We start from the raw sequence: 19037 nt of genomic DNA, 5'->3' as shown, positions 1-19037 counted from the left end.
TTTACTATAAGCATAGTTTTACATCGTATATACACCACCATTAATATCTAACGTGGCTCCTGTGATAAATCCATCATACTCAGAAGCCAAATACACAACAGCTCTAGCAACATCATTAGCATTTCCAGCTCGTTCAATTGGGATTCCTGCTATAGTAGCCTTAGCAGATTCTTCAGTTGTGTGAGTATTATGAAACGCAGTTCCTAAAATTAAACCTGGCGCTACAGCATTAACACGAATTCCTTTTGGACCATACTCTGTAGATAATGCTCTTGTAAATGTTAAAATTGCGCCTTTACTGGTAGCATAAGCAATAGATCCTGGATGACCACCTTTTCTTCCAGCTAATGATGCTAAATTAACAATACTACTTGCCTTATGTTTTGCCAAATAAGGTTCTGCAGCACGAGTTACAAACATCATTGATGTGAGGTTAATATCCATTACTTTGTGCCAAAAATCGGCTTCCATATCGATCATTAAACGACGTGCAACAAGACTACCAGCATTATTGATTAAGATATCTAAACCTCCAAGTGCTTCAACCGTTGACTTTACCAAAGCATTTGCATCTTCTTCTTTGGTTAAATCACCACTAATTGCAACGGCTTTTACATTTTTACTTTCAGCATATGATTTTAATTCGTTTGCAGTATCAGCACTGGAAAAATAATGTATTGCCACATTTGCACCATTATCTATAAAATGCTTAGTAATTGCCTCACCAATACCTTGTGCACCAGCTGTTATTAGTACGTTTTTATCTTTTAATTTATCGTTTATCATTGTTTATGTTTTCTAAAGTTAATCGTTTTTAGTAAAATAGCCTTGGTTTGAAACTGCTTGATCACTAACCAAGATTTTTGCTTCCTTAAACCAAACTTCTGCATAGTTACCTGTTTCGTATTGCTTTTGAATGTCACCTCCAAAAGTATCAGCCCCAGAACACCAATTTTTGTTTACCTCTGGTGATTTACCATTAGTTTGATTATATGAACCCAATTTGAAAAACAACCCTTCACCTTCATAAGCATTTTTACGCTCTAAACCATCTTGACCTATTGGAACAAATAATTTTTGTGTTTGCTCAGGAATATCTGCAACCGTAGTATATTCAGATTCAACAAGGTTTTTGGTAAACGTCTTTGTTTCATGACCTTCACTGGTGAATTTTAAATTCATAATACCATCCTTTACTGTTATCTCGTAACTAAATTCTTCACCTAATTCTATACCATCTTTAGGTTCTTCAGGAAGTTCATCTAATGTTGTTGGGACAACTGAAAAATCGTGTCCCCAAACGGCTGATGAAAAATCCCATCGACCTGAATTATCATCTCCTTCTGTGTTAATTTCATAATGCCAGAATACAGAACCTTTAGTATGACCAGGATATTTTTTATAGAATATTTTAAGTGGCTCGTTTTCATGACCATCTGCACTATGAATTTGCCCCACAACTACTGCATACGAAGCTGCTACACGTGGATCACCTGTTGCCGAAACGTTCATCACTTTTAATGTTGCAGACAATTTATCGTCAGCAGTTTTTGCATACCATTTTTTTAGTTGCGCTAACTCAGTTCTTGTATTATTTGATGTACCATGTGTATCACCACCATTTGGCGCCTTGTAAACCACCCAATCTCCAGTCGAATCAGTTGCTGTGTAAAAGAAATCTTCATGTTGATAGCTATTTGCTTGACCAACATTAGAACCATCTCCCAAAATAAGGTTCCACTTATCAAAAAACGGAATAACTTCGCTTGCATACAACGTATCTTTTGTTGCTGTATCTTCAAGATTTGGACTAGTTGCAGATTTATCATTTTTACAACTTGTATTCAATAACAAAGCAAGACAAAGTCCTGAAACTATTACTGTTAGTGATTTTACTGTTTTTACTATCATGATTGCTTTTTTAGTTTTTAAAAATATTCTGTTAGTGCAACTATTCCGTTATAAGAAATTACTAACGAAAAGAACAATGCAGTGAACAGCCCTACATTTACACCCAAACTTGTTTTATATCCTTTCATTACTTTTTTATTATTCACTATAAGTATTATACCTAGTATTACAGCTGGCAACACAAATACATTAAATACTTGTGATAAGATTTGGACTTCAATTGGGTTAGCACCAAATGCAGGACCAATAAGCGCTACCAAACAAGCGACAAAGGTTACGATTCTAAATTGTTTAGAATTGGTATCGAGCTCACCAGATTGGTAATCTGCTAATAATAATGGCGCAATTAATAAACAAGGAAAAATTGAAGATAACCCTGCACTTAAAGCTCCGAAAAAGAAAATAGTAACAGCCCATTTTCCTGCAACAGGCTCTAAAGTATTTGCCATATCAAGCACGTGTGTTACTTCTTTACCTTCGTAGAATAATGCACCTGCAGAAACAGCCATAATTGTTCCACTAATGATAAAGATTAAAATAGCTGCTGTAATAGAATCTCTTTTTTGTTGCCCTAAGTTTTTTATAGTCCATCCTTTTCCCTTTACAAACAAAGGTCTAGATAAAAATGTTGCTGCTGCCATAGTTGTTCCTACAAAAGCTGCGACCAGCATTTTGCCACCTGGCACATCTGGTATAGATGGTACAAATCCTTTGATAACATCAACAGGAAGTGGCTGCACAAAAAATAAAGACAATAGAAACGAAAAACCCATTAAGGTTACAAAAATGACCAATATCTTTTCAAAAAATGTATACTTACCAACCAGCATTAATAAGTAGAAAGTTATAATGATAACTATAGCTATGGTAAGCACAATTTGATATTCATAATCGTGCAGTCCTTCAAAATTTAAAGCTAGAATTTCAAAAATAATGTTTGATGAAATTCCCAAAATTCCCATTAGAGAATTCCACTGACCAAATGTTATACCAACAATAATGAGAATAGCTAAAGCCTTTCCATATTTAAGATGCTTTTTAAATCCATATAGCGCAGTTTCACCAGTAATCAACCCATAATTTCCGTATGCAAACATCAATACACCAGAAAACAGACAACTTAAAAACAACACCCAAAGTAATTGCATATTAAATTTGCTACCTGCTACAATCATTGAGGTAACACTACCTGTACCGATGGTATAACCGATTGCAAAAATTCCTGGGCCAAAACCTAGAATTATAGCAATAATTTTTTTGAGTAATGATTTTTTTTGTGTTGTCTCATCCATAATAGATGTAATGTTTTTAGTTAGTTAGTTAGACTGCTCCCAATTTGTATGATAGCTTTTATCTGAATTATCATCTAAGCGTTTATAAGTATGTGCCCCAAAAAAATCGCGTTGTGCTTGTATCACATTTGCCGAAGCATAAGCTGTAGTAATACCATTAAAAAACTGAAGCGCTTCGCTTAAAGCTGGTGTTGATAAATCATTTTGAAGTGCTTGTGACACAACCTGTTTTATTGATGGTTTGTATTGCTTTAAATGTGTTGCAATTTTTGAATCTGTCATTAGGTTTGAAGTCGTTTTAAACACAGCAACTAACTCCTGCATAAGTGCTGATTTAATGATACAACCACTTGTCCAAATACGAGCAATTTCACTTAGGTTTAAATCCCAATGGTACGCTTTTGAGGCTTCATTTATTAATTTAAAACCTTGATAATGATTTATGATTCTTGCGAATTGATAAGCTTCTAAAATGTCTTTTGAAGACAAATTTAATTCTGAAACTTTAGACGATTTGAATATGCCATTTAATTCAACGCGTTCGTCTTTAAAAAAAGAGATATATCTTGAAAATAAAGCCGAAGCTATCAACGTACTTGGCAAGCCTAATTCTGCCGAAGCTATTGTGGTCCAATTACCTGTCCCTTTGTTTCCGGCTTTATCTAATATTTTTTTCACCAACCAATCGCCACCTTCTTTTCTTTTAAAAATTGTAGTTGTAATATCTAATAAGTAACTGCTTGCAGTAGATTTCCAACTATCTAAAGTCTCAGCAACTTCATCTGGATTAAGTCCTTGCGCTTCTAAAATTGTGGTGACTTCTGCCAATAACTGCATTTCTACATACTCAATGCCATTATGTACCATTTTAATAAATTGCCCACTTCCTTCTGGACCAACGTATGTACAACAAGGTAATCCATTTGCATCTTTAGCGGCAATCGTTTCTAAATAAGGCTTTACGAGATTGTAAGCCGCTTTATCTCCACTTGGCATAATAGATGGCCCAATTAAAGCACCTTTTTCGCCACCAGAAACACCAGTACCAATAAAATGAATTTGCTTAGATTTTAAATATTCGTAGCGTTCTTTGGTTTTTTTATAGTTTGAATTTCCACCATCAATCAAAACATCATTTTCTGATAAATGTGGTAATAAATCTTCAATCACATCATCTATAGTTTTACCTGCATTTACCATTAACATTATGCGTCTTGGTTGTTGTAAAGAATTTACAAATGCAGCAATATCGTCATAAGCTTCGGCGTCTTTTAATTCAGGATATTCTGTTTTAAAGTCTTTTGCCACATCAACCTCAACGCCATCAACGTGCCTGTTGTACATCGAAATTTTGAATCCATTATTGGCTAAATTTCGACAAAGGCTTTTACCCATTACACCTAAACCAAATAATCCAAATTCTGAGGTTTTCATTAAATCATTTTTAATGTGTTTTACTATATCTTGAGGTGATGAACTAATATCTACTTGTATTGCATTTCTTGGTGTCTCTAGCGTATCAAACTGTGACTGCAATAATTGCGATGTCATAAAATGACCTTGTCTGTTATTTAAACGTTCAGAGATTAAATCGAAATCACCTGTTAAGTGAATCCATTTTACTTGGTTTTCAATAGTATTGCTTAATGTATTTCTATACTTTTCTTTTAATGCCGAACATACAATAATGCAACTATTGGTTTTAAGTTGGTTTTTAGCCAATCTATTCAATGCCTCTAACCAACCTTGTCGGTCTTCATCATTTAAAGGCTGACCATTAGTCATTTTAGCTACATTCTGTTCTGGATGAAAATCATCGCCATCAAAATATGGGATATTCATTTCATCAGATAGCAATTTAGCAATAGTGCTTTTACCACATCCAGAAACACCCATTATGAAGATTACTCTTTTCAAAATGCGCTATTCTTTTGGTTCTTCAGATGCACCAACACTACCTTTTTTAAACCAAACTTCAGCATACGATCCGTTTTCATATTGTTTAGCGATATCACCATTATAAGTTTCAGAATTTGTGCTTTTTCTATTGGCTTGATTATACGCACCTTGTTTGAAAAATTGCTTTTCGCCAGCATAAGCAGTATCACGCTCTACGCCAACAGTACGCGTTGAAGAATATCTATCAATTACCTGCTGTGGAATATCTGTTTTGTTAGCGAAATCTGATTTCAACAAGTTTTTTGTAAACGTTTTAGTTTCGTGTCCTTCACTTGTAAAAGTTAAGTACATGATGCCTTTATGCACGTTTACTTCGTAACTAAATTCTTCACCTAAAGCAATACCATCTTTTGGTTCTTCAGGATAGTTTATAGCACTATCTCCAACCACTGAAAAATCATAGCCCCAAACTGCTGTAGAATAATCCCATCGTCCAGCATTATCGCCTGCTGTATTAATCTCGTAGTTCCAGAATACCGAACCTTTGGTGTGTCCTGGGAATTTTTTGTAATAGATTTTTAAAGGTTCGTTTTCGTGACCTTCGTCACTATGTATTTGCCCAACAACTACTGAATATGATGATGATTTTGTAGCATCACCAGTTGTAGATACGTGTTGCACTTTTAATGTTCCTGTTAATTTACCTCCTTCTTCAGGAATCCAACGACGCTTCTCACCTAACTCAGATCTCGTATTACTAGAGTTAGGTGAAGTGATACCAGCATTTGGTGTTTTATAAACCACCCAATTGATACCAGCTTCATTTTCTACATAGAAAAAATCGTCTTTTTGAAAGTTAACCAAATCGTTAGACGTTGTGCCATCACCAAGTAATATTTTCCATTTATCCATAAACGGAATAACATCACTAGGATATGCAATTGAAGTTTCTACAGGTGTTTCTTGTGCTGCTTTTTCAGTCTTTTCTGATGTGTTTTTACAGCTTAATAGTGCCGAAAAAAGTGATAGAGTAAATAGTATTTTTTTCATTGTATTTATTAATATTCGCTTAGTACATTAAGGTTTGCTTTAGGTTTTCTTCCACTCTAATTTCACCAGAATTTTCAATCTCGTTGTTAGCATGTGTGTTATTTTTTGCGCCCCAAAGCAGTGCGACTAACTTCACCTTATTATCTATAAATGTATTGTTAGAAATAGCGACGTTTATGATTCCTCTGTGATTAATTAAAATGCCATTGTCTTCTTTAGCTCCACAATTTTTAAAGGTTGAATTTGAAACTTCTAAATTTCCACCAATGGTAGACTCATCATAACCACCACGATAATAATCAATCACGTTTTTATCTACATTAAGGAAGTTACAGTTGGATATAGTTAAATATTCGGTGTTATAATCACCTTTGTCATTGGTTTCTTCAGATAACTCTAAACCATTTTTACAGTTTGATATTGTACTGTTTTGAAACGTAATACGTTCTGCAAAGGATTCTTTATAAACTTTTAATACGTAGTTGAAGTTTTCCATTTTACAATCTGTAACCGTTAACAGAAAATGGTTGGACATATTTTCCTTTAAACTAGCAAATGCATAGTTAGTTACATTACCATGTAGTGTAACGCCTTTAATCCATAAAAAGCCTTTTGGGTGTAACTCAAATAATGGCGTGTTTTCTTCACTTGTATAATTGATGATGGTAGTTTCACGATCGTCTGAATTGATATTAAGCTTCTTATTAATTACTAAAGAAGCCTGAACATTATATGTGCCTGATTTTAGCTTAATGATATCGAAATCTTGTGCTTCTTTAATCTTAGCAATTAATTCTTCGGTATTAGAAACTTCAAAAGTTGTTGGCTCTTTAGCTTCAACTTCGTTAGAAAACCAAGATGCGCCATATTTTGATTTATCTAAAATATTTGGGTTGTTTACATCTACACCTACTACAGCACCAATACTATTATTGTTGTTTCTTGAGTTACCAAACAAGTCTTTTGTAATAGTATTAAAATCGAATCCGTTGTAAGGTTCTACACTAGATGGAATACCTGTTGGTAACCAAATGTTATCAGATATTTTTTTAAGTTCTAATGATGCTTCGGTTAATCCGCCATTATAATTGTTAAATGGTTTGCCTTGATTATCAATCACGTTATTTTTAAACAACACACCATCGGCTTTGTCATTTTCAATAACGATTTGCTCTAAACCTTCTTCGTTATAAACAATGTTATTGGCAACGGTAGTTCTAATTGCTCTTGCTGATCGAATTTCAGACTTTGGTAAAACATCAGCTTGTGCTAAATTTTGACCAACACCAAATTGCCAAGGCGAACTACAGTTGACATAAGTGTTATATGCCACAACAACATCTGTAACTTGGTTATAACGGTTTAAAGGCGACTTTGGAATACCATTCATAACTGCCAATGGACTTCTAAAACTCTTCCCTTTTAAGTTGAAAAAATAGTTGTTAGTTACCCAGTGACCTGTGTTTATAATTCTGATACCACCATAATTTTCGTTTACACCATCACCTATAAAATAATTTCCATCGATAATAGAATAGTTTCCGTGACGAGTTACTAATGAGCCTTCACTTTTGTAAAACACATTGTTTCTGAACTCGTTAAAATTGGTTTTACTTGAAATGACTTCAACCTCGCCATTACATTCTTCAAATAAATTATTAGCCACCAATGTATGACTTGGCGACATTGATGTATAGCTATCACCTAATTGAATAGTCTCACCACTTGGGCCACCTTTTACTGGTCTTGGTCCAAAATGATTATTAACGATTTTGTGATAATTATTTATACTTTCTACACCTGCAATACTAACTCTTACCGTTGGTCCACGATTAGTTTTTCCCGCTATATAACAATTACTAAGCTCGTTGTTTCTTCCCCAAAAACGCACCCATAAATCGTCATTATCTCGTTTTGGCTTATTAAAGTCTTCAATTACGCTATTTGTAAATTTACTGTTGTTTGCAATTTCATCTAAAGTATCTTTATTGCTAATTTTAAAATCTACAACTGCACTTGATGGCGAATAACCATTTCTAAAATACAATCCGTCTACCACTAAATATTCTCCACCAAATTTTAGATAAGATTGTCCTTCTATAAAAACTTTACCTGGTGTTTCTGCCTTTAAAGTAATTGGTTTTTCCATAGTCCCTTTATTTCTAAATTTTATTTGAACATCTTTATAAGTACCATTAGCTAACACAATATTATCACCTGCATTTGCTGTTTTTAGCGCTTCATATAATGAAACATTATCAGTTACTTTTATAATATTGGATTGCTCTTGGCACGAATACAATACGAATGTGAGAATAAATAAAAAAAGAAGTTTTTTCATAAGGAATTTTAAATCTATAATAAAGCTAAAGCCTTTTAAAAATATAAAAGACTCTAACTGTTGAAAAATAATCAAATAACTATTCTATAATAATTTTCTTGGTTGTGATAGCGTTGTTTTCTGACATTAATCTAACCAAATACAACCCTTTAGTTAAACTTGAAACATCAATAGTCCCTTCACCAAAATTAGTTTGAAGTACTCTTTTTCCTAATAGAGAAAAAACTTCAACATTAACATTGACTGCATTTATATTTGTTTCAATATTTAAAACTGATTTTACTGGGTTAGGATACATCTTAAAATCTGCTTTAGAAAATTCATTGGTTGATAAAGAACCTTCCACAAGTGAGAAGTTATCATAAAACACCTCTGTAGAACTATCAACAGAATTTAATGATCTTACATAGACTACAACGAAAGTATTAGTCGCTGTAAATGTTACTGAATTAGTAGTAAACACATCAAAATCATTAACAATCTCCATATAACCATCTACGCTAATATCATTCTCACCATTATCATTAATTCCTGTCTCTTCTGCTATCTCGGTATTTAGCAGATAAACCTCAGAAGGCGTTCCCGTTGCTTCAGAACGAGACTCTACAGAAAAGGTATATTCATTACCAATTGTAAGACCTTCAACCTTTTGATATAATCTTCTTGAACAACCAGTTATGGCAGGACTACCATCATCATAGAGTTTTACACCTCTAGTGCCATTATTTCCATCACTTGTTGAACCAGGTTGTTCATCTAAACTACCAGGAGATCCTAAATAGAAAATTTCTAACCAATCTTCTAAAGCGTCATTATCCCAAACTGCTTGATAAGGACTAGGAATAGCATTCCCTGCTTCATCAAGGATTTCATTATTTGGAGTCATATCATAAGCATCTGCATTATCTGAAGTACTTCCCATTGTACCTGCACTAGTTCCGTGGTCATCACAAGTTGGGTTTAACATTAAATTCTGAGCACTCATAAAATTTGAACTCATCAATGAAACCGAAAAACAGCTCATAATTAAAATGAACCTTCTGTTGAAAAGTAATTTTGTTTTCATATCGATTGTTGTTTTAGTGGTTAATATTTAGATTATAATATTTCACATAAGAAAATGCGGTTTCATCTATTGAGGCTAAATAATTACCAGCTTTAAAGTAGTTTTCAAAAGGCCATTTAACTAAGCTTATATCTTGGTATATGTAAGGGGCATTATCATTAAGTTGAACTTCTATACGTGCGTTTGAGGCTGTAATTCTAAAATCAAAAATTTCGTAACCAACATAACCTAGATTAACCTTTATATCAGACCACGTACCATCATAAACACCATATAAATCAAAACCATCGGTAGACTCATCAACCAATGATTTTTTATGACACCATATATAACCATCTTTCCAATAAATCTTTATTAATGGAGGACCGTTGTTTCCGTCAAAATTATAAGTATCCATATCCTCTTGTGAAATAATACCATGGATTTGCATAACAATGACTCTATGATAGTCTTCACTTGATGAGGAATTATTTTCTGAAATACTTTCGACTTTTAAAGTACCTGTCATTTCTCCACCTTCAAGAAGTGTCCAGTTATCTTTTGAATTGCTTGGATTAATTAATTCTCTTAATTCCGTTCTGGAATAAGAACTATTGGTAGTTGAGACACCTGGATATGTATAAAAAACTATTGAAGAATCCTCTTCATCATCATACATAAAAGGCTGTACAGCTTCTAGAGTTTGATACCCATAATCTACTAAATCGTCAGGTTGGTATTCATCTGGTTTACCATTATTATCCTCATCTACTGGCAAGGTCACTTTCCAATTAGAAAAATCGATATCAGCATAAGTAGTGATTACTTCATCATTTTCGTCATCAGGATCATCCATAACTTGATTGTTGTTTTCGACAATACTAGTATCAGAATCGCAACCCAAAACAGGATGCAAGAGGATAAGACAAAGTAATAATTTCAGTTTCATTTTAAATTGGTTTACCAGATTGGTTTACCAAAAATAAAAATATTTTTATAAAAAGCAACTTAATAATTGCTATTTATTCAAAAAACACCTCTCAAAATTGACTAATTCACAACAATACTGTGAATTAATTCAGTTAGAGCATAAAACCAAAATTCAATCAACTTTTATCAAATGAACTAGAGAACAGGCACCAATTCCTTAAAAAAAAATCCTAACCCATTATTTTACTAATGAATTAGGATTATATTTTGTGACCTCGAGAGGATTCGAACCTCCAACCCTCAGAGCCGAAATCTGATATTCTATCCAGTTGAACTACGAGGCCAAAAGCCTTACTCCAATTGTTGTCTTACAATTGTAGAAATGGTTTTACCATCAGCTTTTCCTGCCAATTGTTGTGTTACTACTCCCATTACTTTTCCCATGTCTTTCATCCCTTCTGCACCAACTTTAGCAATTACCTCTTTTACAACATTGGTTATTTCTTCTTCAGTTAACTGTTCAGGTAAAAATTGGCTTATAACCTCAGCTTGCGCTAATTCAGGTTCTGCTAAATCAGCTCTATTTTGTTCAGCAAAAATTGCTGCACTATCTTTACGTTGCTTAACTAGTTTTGAAAGAATTTTTATCTCTTCTTCACTTGTTAATTCTTCTTTTGTACCTGTTTGGGTTTGTGCTAATAATATTTCAGATTTTACTGCTCTTAATGCTGCTAAAGCCAATTGATCTTTTTCTTTCATTGCTGTTTTCATAGCAGCCATTACGTCTTGTTGTAAGCTCATACTAGTTTGAATTAATTAGAATTGCGAAGATACTAAGAAAAAACACAAAAAGTAAACCCGGAAACTACCATAAAGCTTCCGGGTTTGACACAAGTGTGAAACACTAAACTAAATTTGCTATTAATCTACGTTGTCGTGTAAAAATGAATTGTTACTTCTTAATTGAATATCGTCGTTGTCGTCAGTGCCAACAGACATTCTTGAAGCATTCGTATCAGAAGAATGTTGCGATTCTTCTAAATTCACACCTTGTCTTTTATATGCAGGTTCTTTTTCAATTTCATCTATTTTAGCATTGTTGAATTTGTAATTGAAGTCTTTCATTTTACGTCTTCTTTCATCTGCTCTTTCTTTGATTAAAGCAGAAATTGGACTGTTCATTGGGTCGACTTCTTCGTTTTCAACTTCTTCAACCTCTTCAGATGTAATTACTTTTTTCTCAAAAACAATTTCCTCTTCTACTTCAGGCTCTTTTGCTTTTGTAGTATTTATTGAAGATTCAAACGTTGAATATTCATCTAATGCATATCTAACTTCTCCTGTTTCATTAGCTTCTGTAACAGGAATAATCTCAACATGGTCGTTAACGTTAAGATCTTTAACTTCATCATCTAAATCGAAAAGAATCTTTTCTTCTTTTTCTTGAATTTCTTCTTCTTCAATTTTTTGATTAGGAAGTGGTAAATCAAACGTTAATGTAAACTGCTCCTCTTCTTCTACTTGAATTTCTTCTTCTTTTACTTCTTGAACAGGAGTAATAATGAAATCTTCTTCACTAGGCACTTTATGGTCTAAAACCTCGTCGTAAACAACGTTTATTCCTTTAAGAAAATCTGTAGTTGGAATTAAATCCATCTTTTCATCCTGAGCTTGAATTTCATTATCATCTTCTTCATCTATTAATGTATGACGAACTACTTCAGGTGCTTTCTTTTCTTCCTTTTCTAATACAATATCTGGAGTTATGATAGCAGGATCTTGCTCTTTTACATTCATATCATCAGCATCATCTTCAAGAGCGTGTACTACTTTTTTAACTTCGGTATTAGAAATTTCATGCTGTTGATCAATATCGAAACCCGTTGCAATAATTGTAACTGAGATTGATTCTTCTAAAGATTCGTCTTCACCAACACCCATAATAATGTTTGCTCCATGACCTGCTTCATTTTGAATATGGTCGTTGATTTCACCAATTTCATCAATTGTGATTTCATGTGAACCAGACACGATAAGCAATAACACATTTTTAGCTCCAGTAATTTTGTTATCGTTTAGTAGCGGAGAATCTAACGCTTTCATGATAGCTTCTTGCGCTCTGGTTTTTCCTGAAGCAGTAGCAGAACCCATTATTGCAGTTCCACTATTACTTAATACAGTTTTAGCATCACGTAAATCGATGTTTTGTGTATAGTGATGCGTAATAACTTCAGCAATTCCTCTTGAGGCTGTTGATAAAACCTCATCAGCTTTGGAGAATCCAGCTTTAAACCCAAGGTTTCCATAAACTTCACGAAGTTTATTATTATTGATTACCACTAAAGAATCTACATGACCACGAAGGTTTTCAATTCCTTTTTGTGCTTGCTCGTTTCTTGTTTTTCCTTCAAACTGAAATGGCATTGTTACAATACCTACAGTAAGGATATCCATTTCTTTTGCCATTTTAGCAATTATAGGAGCAGCTCCAGTACCTGTTCCTCCACCCATTCCAGCGGTAATGAATATCATTTTAGTGTTGGTATCCAACATTCTACGAATATCTTCTAAACTTTCAAGTGCTGCTTGCTCACCAACATCTGGATTAGCTCCTGCACCTAAACCTTCGGTTAAGTTAACTCCTAATTGAATCTTGTTTGGGACACCACTGTTTTGTAGTGCTTGGGAATCTGTATTGCATATTACAAAGTCAACACCTTTAATACCTTGCTGGAACATGTGGTTAATGGCGTTGCTACCTCCTCCTCCAACTCCAATCACTTTAATGACGTTAGATTGGTTTTTTGGCAAATCGAAAGCAATGTTTCCTAATTCACTATTATTACTCATATAATTAGTTTTACTGGATTTATAATTAATTATTCTGCGTTATCTAAAAAATCTTTTACTCTTTCTGTTAATTTATCTAAGAACGATTTACGCTCTTTTTTAGGTTGACTTACAACCTCTTCATCGGCACTTTGTGCTTCCTCACTTACTTCATTTAAACTTTCCTCTACTTCTGGTTCTTTTTCTATTCGTTTTCTTTCTTGACGTTTTAGTCCGTCCATCACTAAACCTACAGCTGTAGCAAATAAAGGACTTGCAATATCATCATCACTATCTCCTGCAAGATGCTCATTAGGATAACCAATTCTAGTATCCATTCCTGTGATATATTCAACCAACTGCTTTAAGTGTTTTAACTGCGAACCTCCTCCTGTTAAAACAATACCTGCAATTAGTTTTTTCTTTTGCTCTTCGTGTCCATAGTTTTTTATCTCAACATAAACTTGCTCAATAATTTCTACTACACGAGCATGTATAATTTTTGAAAGGTTTTTAAGCGTAATCTCTTTTGGCTCTCTTCCTCTTAGTCCAGGAATTGATACAATTTCGTTATCTTTATTTTCCCCAGGCCATGCAGAACCAAATTTTATTTTTAAAAGTTCAGCTTGCTTTTCAATGATTGAGCAACCTTCTTTTATGTCTTCGGTAATAACATTTCCACCAAATGGTATTACTGCTGTATGACGAATAATACCATCTTTAAAGACTGCTAAATCTGTTGTACCACCACCTATGTCAATAAGCGCAACTCCTGCTTCCTTCTCTTCTTGACTCAAAACAGCATTCGCTGAAGCTAATGGCTCCAAAGTGATACCTTCAAGTCCTAAACCAGAACTTTTTACGCATCTTCCTATATTTCGTATTGATGATACTTGACCAACTACAACATGGAAATTAGCCTCTAAGCGTCCTCCATACATACCAATTGGTTCTTTTATTTCTCCTTGTCCATCAACTTTATATTCTTGTGGTAATACATGAATAATTTCTTCACCTGGTAACATTACCAATTTGTGAACTTGATTGATAAGCTTATCTATATCTTCTTCATCGATTACCAATTCAGAATTTGGTCTTGTAATGTAATCGCTGTGTTGTAGGCTTCTTATATGTTGTCCTGCAATACCTACAGTTACTTCTTCTATTTGTAAACCTGCTTCTGCTTCTGCTTCTTGAACAGCTTGCTGAATAGATTGAATAGTTTGTGTAATATTATTTACCACACCTCTATGCACACCTAAACTCTTGGATTTACCAATACCAAGAATTTCAGCTTTCCCATATTCATTTTTACGACCAATCATAGCCACAATTTTTGTGGTACCTATATCTAATCCTACAGAAATTTTATTATTCTCCATTACTTACTTTTTGGTGCAAATGACTTGATTATCAAATTTTAAGTTCACTATGCTATAGCTATCCAATGTTTTATCTTTAAACGCTTTTTGGTAAAACGCTTTAAGATTATTTATTTTCTTGTCTAACATTTTTAAAGCGCCTAATTGTATTTTGAAATCGTTCAATCTAAATTTTAAATCAATTGATTTATTTTCATTTTGATGAATCTCAATGACGTGTTGCTTTAAGAATTTATCTTCGCTGACTTTTTTTGCAATTTTGTATACATTGTCCAAGTCATTTTTTAAAACAGTTCCTGTAACCAGTGGTACTCTTGCTGTATAATTGTCGGACAAAGGCATAAACAACCCTTGACTATCAATATAATAAGATGCATTTGTACTAACTCTTGCTATAGGTTGCTTTTGCTCTATCTCAGCTGTAATTGAGCCATCAATACTCATATACACCTGAGCCTCTTTGATCATGGCATTAGAATTTAGGGCAGTTTCTAAAACATTCAAATCTATAATTTCTTTAGGCTTGTTCGTAACTCCCTCTTGATTTTGTATTAACAATTTACTAACAGTCTCTTGGGTTATAAACAAATCTTGACTACCAATAAATTTCACATCAGGAGCTGCAACTTTTCGACCAGAATTTCTTGCTGACGAAAACGCATAAAGAAACACTACTAACACTAGCAGCAGCACGACTTTTATGTAATTTATTTTACTAACTCGCGACACTTAACGCTTCTTTTACATGTTTAACTTCTTCTCCTATATCTCCTGCTCCAATCATTAAAATAACTTGAGCATTACTTTTCTTTATTTCTGAAATAATTTCAGGTTTTTCAACCAGTTTTTTGTGGTTATGTTTCATCTTATCCAATAACCAATTAGAAGTTATACCTTCAATTGGCAATTCTCTAGCGGGATAAATATCAAGCAATAAGACTTCATCAAATTGCGACAAGGCTTCAGCAAATTCATCAGCAAAATCTCTTGTTCTACTGAATAAATGTGGCTGAAAAACTGCCATAACCTTTTGATTTGGATACATCTCTCGCACTGCTTGATGCACTGCATTTATTTCTTGCGGATGATGTGCATAATCATCAATTAGCACTAAATTTTCGGTTTTAATAGGATAACTAAACCTGCGTTTAACACCTTTGTAAGATGCTAAAGCTTTGGCGAGCTGTTTGGGAGGGCAACCATACTCCACAGCCATCGCCAAGGCTATTAATGCATTCGACAGGTTATGTCTACCAGGTAGGTTAAATTTGAAATTGTCAAGGGTAGTACTTGGTGTTTTTACATCAAACACATAAGTACCATCTATAATTTTTATATTTTTTACTGAATAGTCTGAATCATCTTCTATTCCATAGGTTATTCCTTTTAATGGCAGTCCGTTTTTAACGAACAGTTTTCCGTTAAGCTTTAGTTTTTTAGAAAAATCAACAAACGAGTCTTTAAGCGCTTCGGCTTCTCCATAAATATCTAAATGATCGGCATCCATTGAAGTGATACATGCCAAATCTGGAGACAGGGTTAAAAACGAACGATCAAACTCATCAGCTTCAACAACTGTTACCTTTGTTCCGTTAAGGATTAAATTAGAATTATAATTCTCACTAATTCCTCCCAAAAAAGCAGTGACTTCCACTCCACACTCATTAAGTAAATGACCTAAAATACTGGTCGTAGTAGTTTTTCCGTGAGTGCCTGCAACAGCAAGACAAAACGTATGCTTTGTAATCTCACCTAAAACTACCGAACGCTTTAACACCTTATAACCATTATCAATAAAATAATTTAGCTCTTGATGTGCTTTTGGTATAGCTGGCGTATAAACTACCAACGTAGATTCAATATCTAAAAAGCGAGTAGGAATATTATCAATAGAATCATTGAAATGCACTTTAACACCAAGATTTTCCAAACCGTCAGTAATCTCAGTTTTGGTTTTATCATAACCCATAACTTGCTTATTGTTGGCTTTAAAATATCGTGCTAAAGCACTCATACCAATACCACCAATTCCTATAAAATAGACGTTATGTATGTTGTTATAATTCATTTATAATTCAATAATTTTTCAACCTCATTAGCTATATCTTTAGTTGCATTCACTAAAGCCAGCTTTTTTATATTAGTTCCGAGTTCGTTTTGTCTTTCAACCGAATTCACTAATTGCGAAAACCTGTTTTCAAAATCAACATCTAAATCGGATTCCTTAATTAAAATTGCAGCATCTTTTTCAACAACTGCCATTGCATTTTTTGTTTGATGGTCCTCAGCTACATTAGGCGATGGAATAAAAATTACAGGTTTACCCACAACACACAACTCAGAAACCGAACTTGCTCCAGCTCTTGAAATAATAACATCTGAAGCTGCATAAGCCATATCCATATTGTTTAAAAAGGGATACACTTGTACATCTTCCATGTTGTTGTATCTTTTATAAGCATCGTAATACAGTTTACCACATTGCCATATCACTTGAACGTTTTGAGTTTGTATAAACTCCAATTCTTTTTCAATAAGTTCATTAATGCGTTTTGAACCTAAACTTCCCCCTAAAACCAATAAGGTATGTTTTCCATGACGTAACTTAAAAGTATCTTTAGCTTCAATAGCTTTTCCATCAATACTTAAAAGATCTTGACGTATTGGATTTCCTGTTTTTATAAGTTTTGATTTTGGAAAAAATCGCTCCAAACCATCATACGCTACACAAATTTTATCAACACTTTTAGCCAGCAACTTATTAGTAATTCCTGGATAAGAGTTTTGCTCCTGAATTAAACTAGGAATTCGTTTTAAAGTCGCTACTTTAAGTAATGGTCCACTTGCAAAACCTCCTGTACCAATCACAACATCTGGCTTAAAGGTTTTAACTATTTTTCTAGACCTCAACAAGCTTGTAATCAGCTTAAATGGAAACGTTAAATTTTTAAGCGTAAGCTTACGCTGAATACCAGAAATCCAAAGTCCTTCTATTTCATAACCTGCTTGTGGTACTTTTTCCATCTCCATTCTATCCATAGCACCTACAAACAAAAATTCAGCATCAGGAAAACGAGATTTTAACTCGTTTGCAATAGCAATAGCAGGATAGATATGACCTCCTGTTCCACCACCTGACAATATGATTTTATAGTTACTCATTATATCGCTTCGCTCAAAATTTCGAGCGGATTATCTTCTATATTTTCTTGTTCTTTAATTTCTTCTCTCTTTGCACTTACGCTAAGTATAATCCCTATAGCTAAACAGGTCATCCAAATTGATGTTCCTCCACTACTTATTAATGGCAATGTTTGACCTGTAACCGGAAACAACTCTACAGCAACTGCCATATTTATTAATGCTTGAAAAACAATAGGCAACCCTACTCCTAAAACCAAGAGTTTACCAAAAACCGTATCGGCTTTTTGCGCTGCAATTACAATTCTAAAAAGCAGCCACATGTAAGCCACCAATAAAACCATACCACCAATCAATCCATACTCTTCAATTATTATCGCGAAAATGAAATCTGATGACGATTGTGGTAAAAAGTTTTTCTGTATACTTTTTCCTGGACCGACTCCTTTTATTCCTCCAGACGCGATAGCTATTTTAGCCTGCTCTATTTGATAGTCTTCTTCAGTATCAACTCCATTAGAAAAATTTTCAATCCTGCTCATCCAAGTATCAACCCTATTTGGCATTGCACCTGGAAATGCCTTTGCAACCAATATAAACATGGTTAAACCTATAATTCCTGCACCTATAATTAGCGCTAAATATTTTACTGGATAACCACCAATAAACGCCAACATCATTACCATACTAAATATGATAGCTGTAGTTGAAAAATTGGCAGGAAGTATGAGTATTAACACTAAGAAAACAGGAACCCATAATGGCAGAATTGACTCTTTAAATGTTATTGTTTTATCTTTAATTTTTGAAAGATATCTCGCCACATAAACCATAAGCACTACAGAGGCTAAAGTGGACGTTTGAAACGACATCCCAACAATTGGTATTTGAATCCATCTACTAGCGTTTGCTCCCTCAATAGTTGTACCTTGAAGCATCGTCACCACAAGCAATACCAATACAATTGGCAACATAATCATTGATATACCTCTGAAATACCTATAAGGCACTCTATGCACAGCATACATGATTGAAAACCCTAAAAACAAGTGCATAAAATGCTTAACAAAAAATGTAAAGGTGTTACCATTACCTCCTATGTATGCCAAATTACTCGCAGCACTATACACAGGCAGAAATGAGAATATAGCCAACAATGCAGCTATTGCCCAAATTAAGCGATCTCCTTTTATGTTATCAAACAGTTTTTGCACTAG

15 protein-coding genes and 1 tRNA gene are annotated in these 19037 nt (G+C 33.9%); all 16 read right to left on the bottom strand.

Annotation, left to right across the window (positions count from 1 at the left end):
- Nucleotides 1–18 precede the first annotated feature (18 nt).
- Nucleotides 19–786 (bottom strand): SDR family NAD(P)-dependent oxidoreductase, encoded by a 768-nt coding sequence (locus tag ABD011_RS04290; RefSeq protein ID WP_131506006.1) that lies wholly within the window; start codon nt 784–786, stop codon nt 19–21.
- 18 nt (nt 787–804) lie between these two features.
- On the bottom strand, nt 805–1911 hold the full coding sequence (locus tag ABD011_RS04285; protein WP_343796068.1) for a polysaccharide lyase family 7 protein: 1107 nt from the start codon (nt 1909–1911) through the stop codon (nt 805–807).
- A 17-nt stretch (nt 1912–1928) separates the two neighbouring features.
- Complete coding sequence (locus tag ABD011_RS04280; RefSeq protein WP_343796066.1) at nt 1929–3203, bottom strand: Nramp family divalent metal transporter; 1275 nt, start codon at nt 3201–3203, stop codon at nt 1929–1931.
- Nucleotides 3204–3227: 24 nt separating this feature from the next.
- On the bottom strand, nt 3228–5120 hold the full coding sequence (gene gndA, locus ABD011_RS04275; RefSeq protein WP_343796064.1) for an NADP-dependent phosphogluconate dehydrogenase: 1893 nt from the start codon (nt 5118–5120) through the stop codon (nt 3228–3230).
- A 6-nt stretch (nt 5121–5126) separates the two neighbouring features.
- On the bottom strand, nt 5127–6152 hold the full coding sequence (locus ABD011_RS04270) for a polysaccharide lyase family 7 protein (protein WP_343796062.1): 1026 nt from the start codon (nt 6150–6152) through the stop codon (nt 5127–5129).
- 19 nt (nt 6153–6171) lie between these two features.
- Nucleotides 6172–8493 (bottom strand): chondroitinase-B domain-containing protein, encoded by a 2322-nt coding sequence (locus tag ABD011_RS04265; protein WP_343796059.1) that lies wholly within the window; start codon nt 8491–8493, stop codon nt 6172–6174.
- A gap of 79 nt (nt 8494–8572) precedes the next feature.
- Nucleotides 8573–9559, bottom strand: a complete 987-nt coding sequence (locus ABD011_RS04260) for a T9SS type A sorting domain-containing protein (RefSeq protein ID WP_343796057.1) — start codon at nt 9557–9559, stop codon at nt 8573–8575.
- A gap of 13 nt (nt 9560–9572) precedes the next feature.
- Nucleotides 9573–10487, bottom strand: a complete 915-nt coding sequence (locus tag ABD011_RS04255) for a polysaccharide lyase family 7 protein (RefSeq protein WP_343796055.1) — start codon at nt 10485–10487, stop codon at nt 9573–9575.
- A 251-nt stretch (nt 10488–10738) separates the two neighbouring features.
- A tRNA-Arg gene (locus ABD011_RS04250) sits at nt 10739–10812 on the bottom strand.
- A gap of 7 nt (nt 10813–10819) precedes the next feature.
- Nucleotides 10820–11269 (bottom strand): GatB/YqeY domain-containing protein, encoded by a 450-nt coding sequence (locus ABD011_RS04245; protein ID WP_343796052.1) that lies wholly within the window; start codon nt 11267–11269, stop codon nt 10820–10822.
- 120 nt (nt 11270–11389) lie between these two features.
- Nucleotides 11390–13318 carry a cell division protein FtsZ gene (gene ftsZ, locus ABD011_RS04240; RefSeq protein ID WP_343796050.1) on the bottom strand — a complete coding sequence of 643 codons (1929 nt, stop codon included), beginning with the start codon at nt 13316–13318 and terminating at the stop codon, nt 11390–11392.
- Nucleotides 13319–13347: 29 nt separating this feature from the next.
- Nucleotides 13348–14679 (bottom strand): cell division protein FtsA, encoded by a 1332-nt coding sequence (gene ftsA / locus ABD011_RS04235; protein WP_343796048.1) that lies wholly within the window; start codon nt 14677–14679, stop codon nt 13348–13350.
- Between the two features lie 3 nt (nt 14680–14682).
- Nucleotides 14683–15372 (bottom strand): cell division protein FtsQ/DivIB, encoded by a 690-nt coding sequence (locus ABD011_RS04230; protein WP_343796046.1) that lies wholly within the window; start codon nt 15370–15372, stop codon nt 14683–14685.
- Nucleotides 15373–15394: 22 nt separating this feature from the next.
- The gene (gene murC, locus ABD011_RS04225) at nt 15395–16747 is read right to left on the bottom strand and encodes a UDP-N-acetylmuramate--L-alanine ligase (protein WP_343796044.1); all 1353 of its coding nucleotides are present in this window, start codon (nt 16745–16747) and stop codon (nt 15395–15397) included.
- Nucleotides 16744–17841, bottom strand: coding sequence for an undecaprenyldiphospho-muramoylpentapeptide beta-N-acetylglucosaminyltransferase (gene murG / locus ABD011_RS04220; protein ID WP_343796042.1), 1098 nt, complete (start codon nt 17839–17841; stop codon nt 16744–16746). The genes murC and murG overlap by 4 nt, the downstream gene beginning before the upstream one ends.
- Nucleotides 17841–19034 (bottom strand): FtsW/RodA/SpoVE family cell cycle protein, encoded by a 1194-nt coding sequence (locus ABD011_RS04215; RefSeq protein WP_343796040.1) that lies wholly within the window; start codon nt 19032–19034, stop codon nt 17841–17843. Before ABD011_RS04215 ends, murG begins: the two co-directional genes overlap by 1 nt.
- Between the last annotated feature and the right edge of the window lie 3 nt (nt 19035–19037).

The sequence above is a fragment of the Gaetbulibacter jejuensis genome (assembly GCF_039524015.1).
GTDB classification, from domain to species: Bacteria; Bacteroidota; Bacteroidia; order Flavobacteriales; family Flavobacteriaceae; genus Gaetbulibacter_B; species Gaetbulibacter_B jejuensis.
This window is presented reverse-complemented; position numbering and strand designations above follow the sequence as displayed.

Bases quoted from the DNA above. Each gene is read 5' to 3' on its own strand.
- ABD011_RS04290 (WP_131506006.1), bottom strand. From the start codon at position 786: ATGATAAACGATAAATTAAAAGATAAAAACGTACTAATAACAGCTGGT.
- ABD011_RS04285 (WP_343796068.1), bottom strand. From the start codon at position 1,911: ATGATAGTAAAAACAGTAAAATCACTAACAGTAATAGTTTCAGGACTT.
- ABD011_RS04280 (WP_343796066.1), bottom strand. From the start codon at position 3,203: ATGGATGAGACAACACAAAAAAAATCATTACTCAAAAAAATTATTGCT.
- ABD011_RS04270 (WP_343796062.1), bottom strand. From the start codon at position 6,152: ATGAAAAAAATACTATTTACTCTATCACTTTTTTCGGCACTATTAAGC.
- ABD011_RS04265 (WP_343796059.1), bottom strand. From the start codon at position 8,493: ATGAAAAAACTTCTTTTTTTATTTATTCTCACATTCGTATTGTATTCG.
- ABD011_RS04260 (WP_343796057.1), bottom strand. From the start codon at position 9,559: ATGAAAACAAAATTACTTTTCAACAGAAGGTTCATTTTAATTATGAGC.
- ABD011_RS04255 (WP_343796055.1), bottom strand. From the start codon at position 10,487: ATGAAACTGAAATTATTACTTTGTCTTATCCTCTTGCATCCTGTTTTG.
- ABD011_RS04245 (WP_343796052.1), bottom strand. From the start codon at position 11,269: ATGAGCTTACAACAAGACGTAATGGCTGCTATGAAAACAGCAATGAAA.
- ftsZ (WP_343796050.1), bottom strand. From the start codon at position 13,318: ATGAGTAATAATAGTGAATTAGGAAACATTGCTTTCGATTTGCCAAAA.
- ftsA (WP_343796048.1), bottom strand. From the start codon at position 14,679: ATGGAGAATAATAAAATTTCTGTAGGATTAGATATAGGTACCACAAAA.
- murC (WP_343796044.1), bottom strand. From the start codon at position 16,747: ATGAATTATAACAACATACATAACGTCTATTTTATAGGAATTGGTGGT.
- murG (WP_343796042.1), bottom strand. From the start codon at position 17,841: ATGAGTAACTATAAAATCATATTGTCAGGTGGTGGAACAGGAGGTCAT.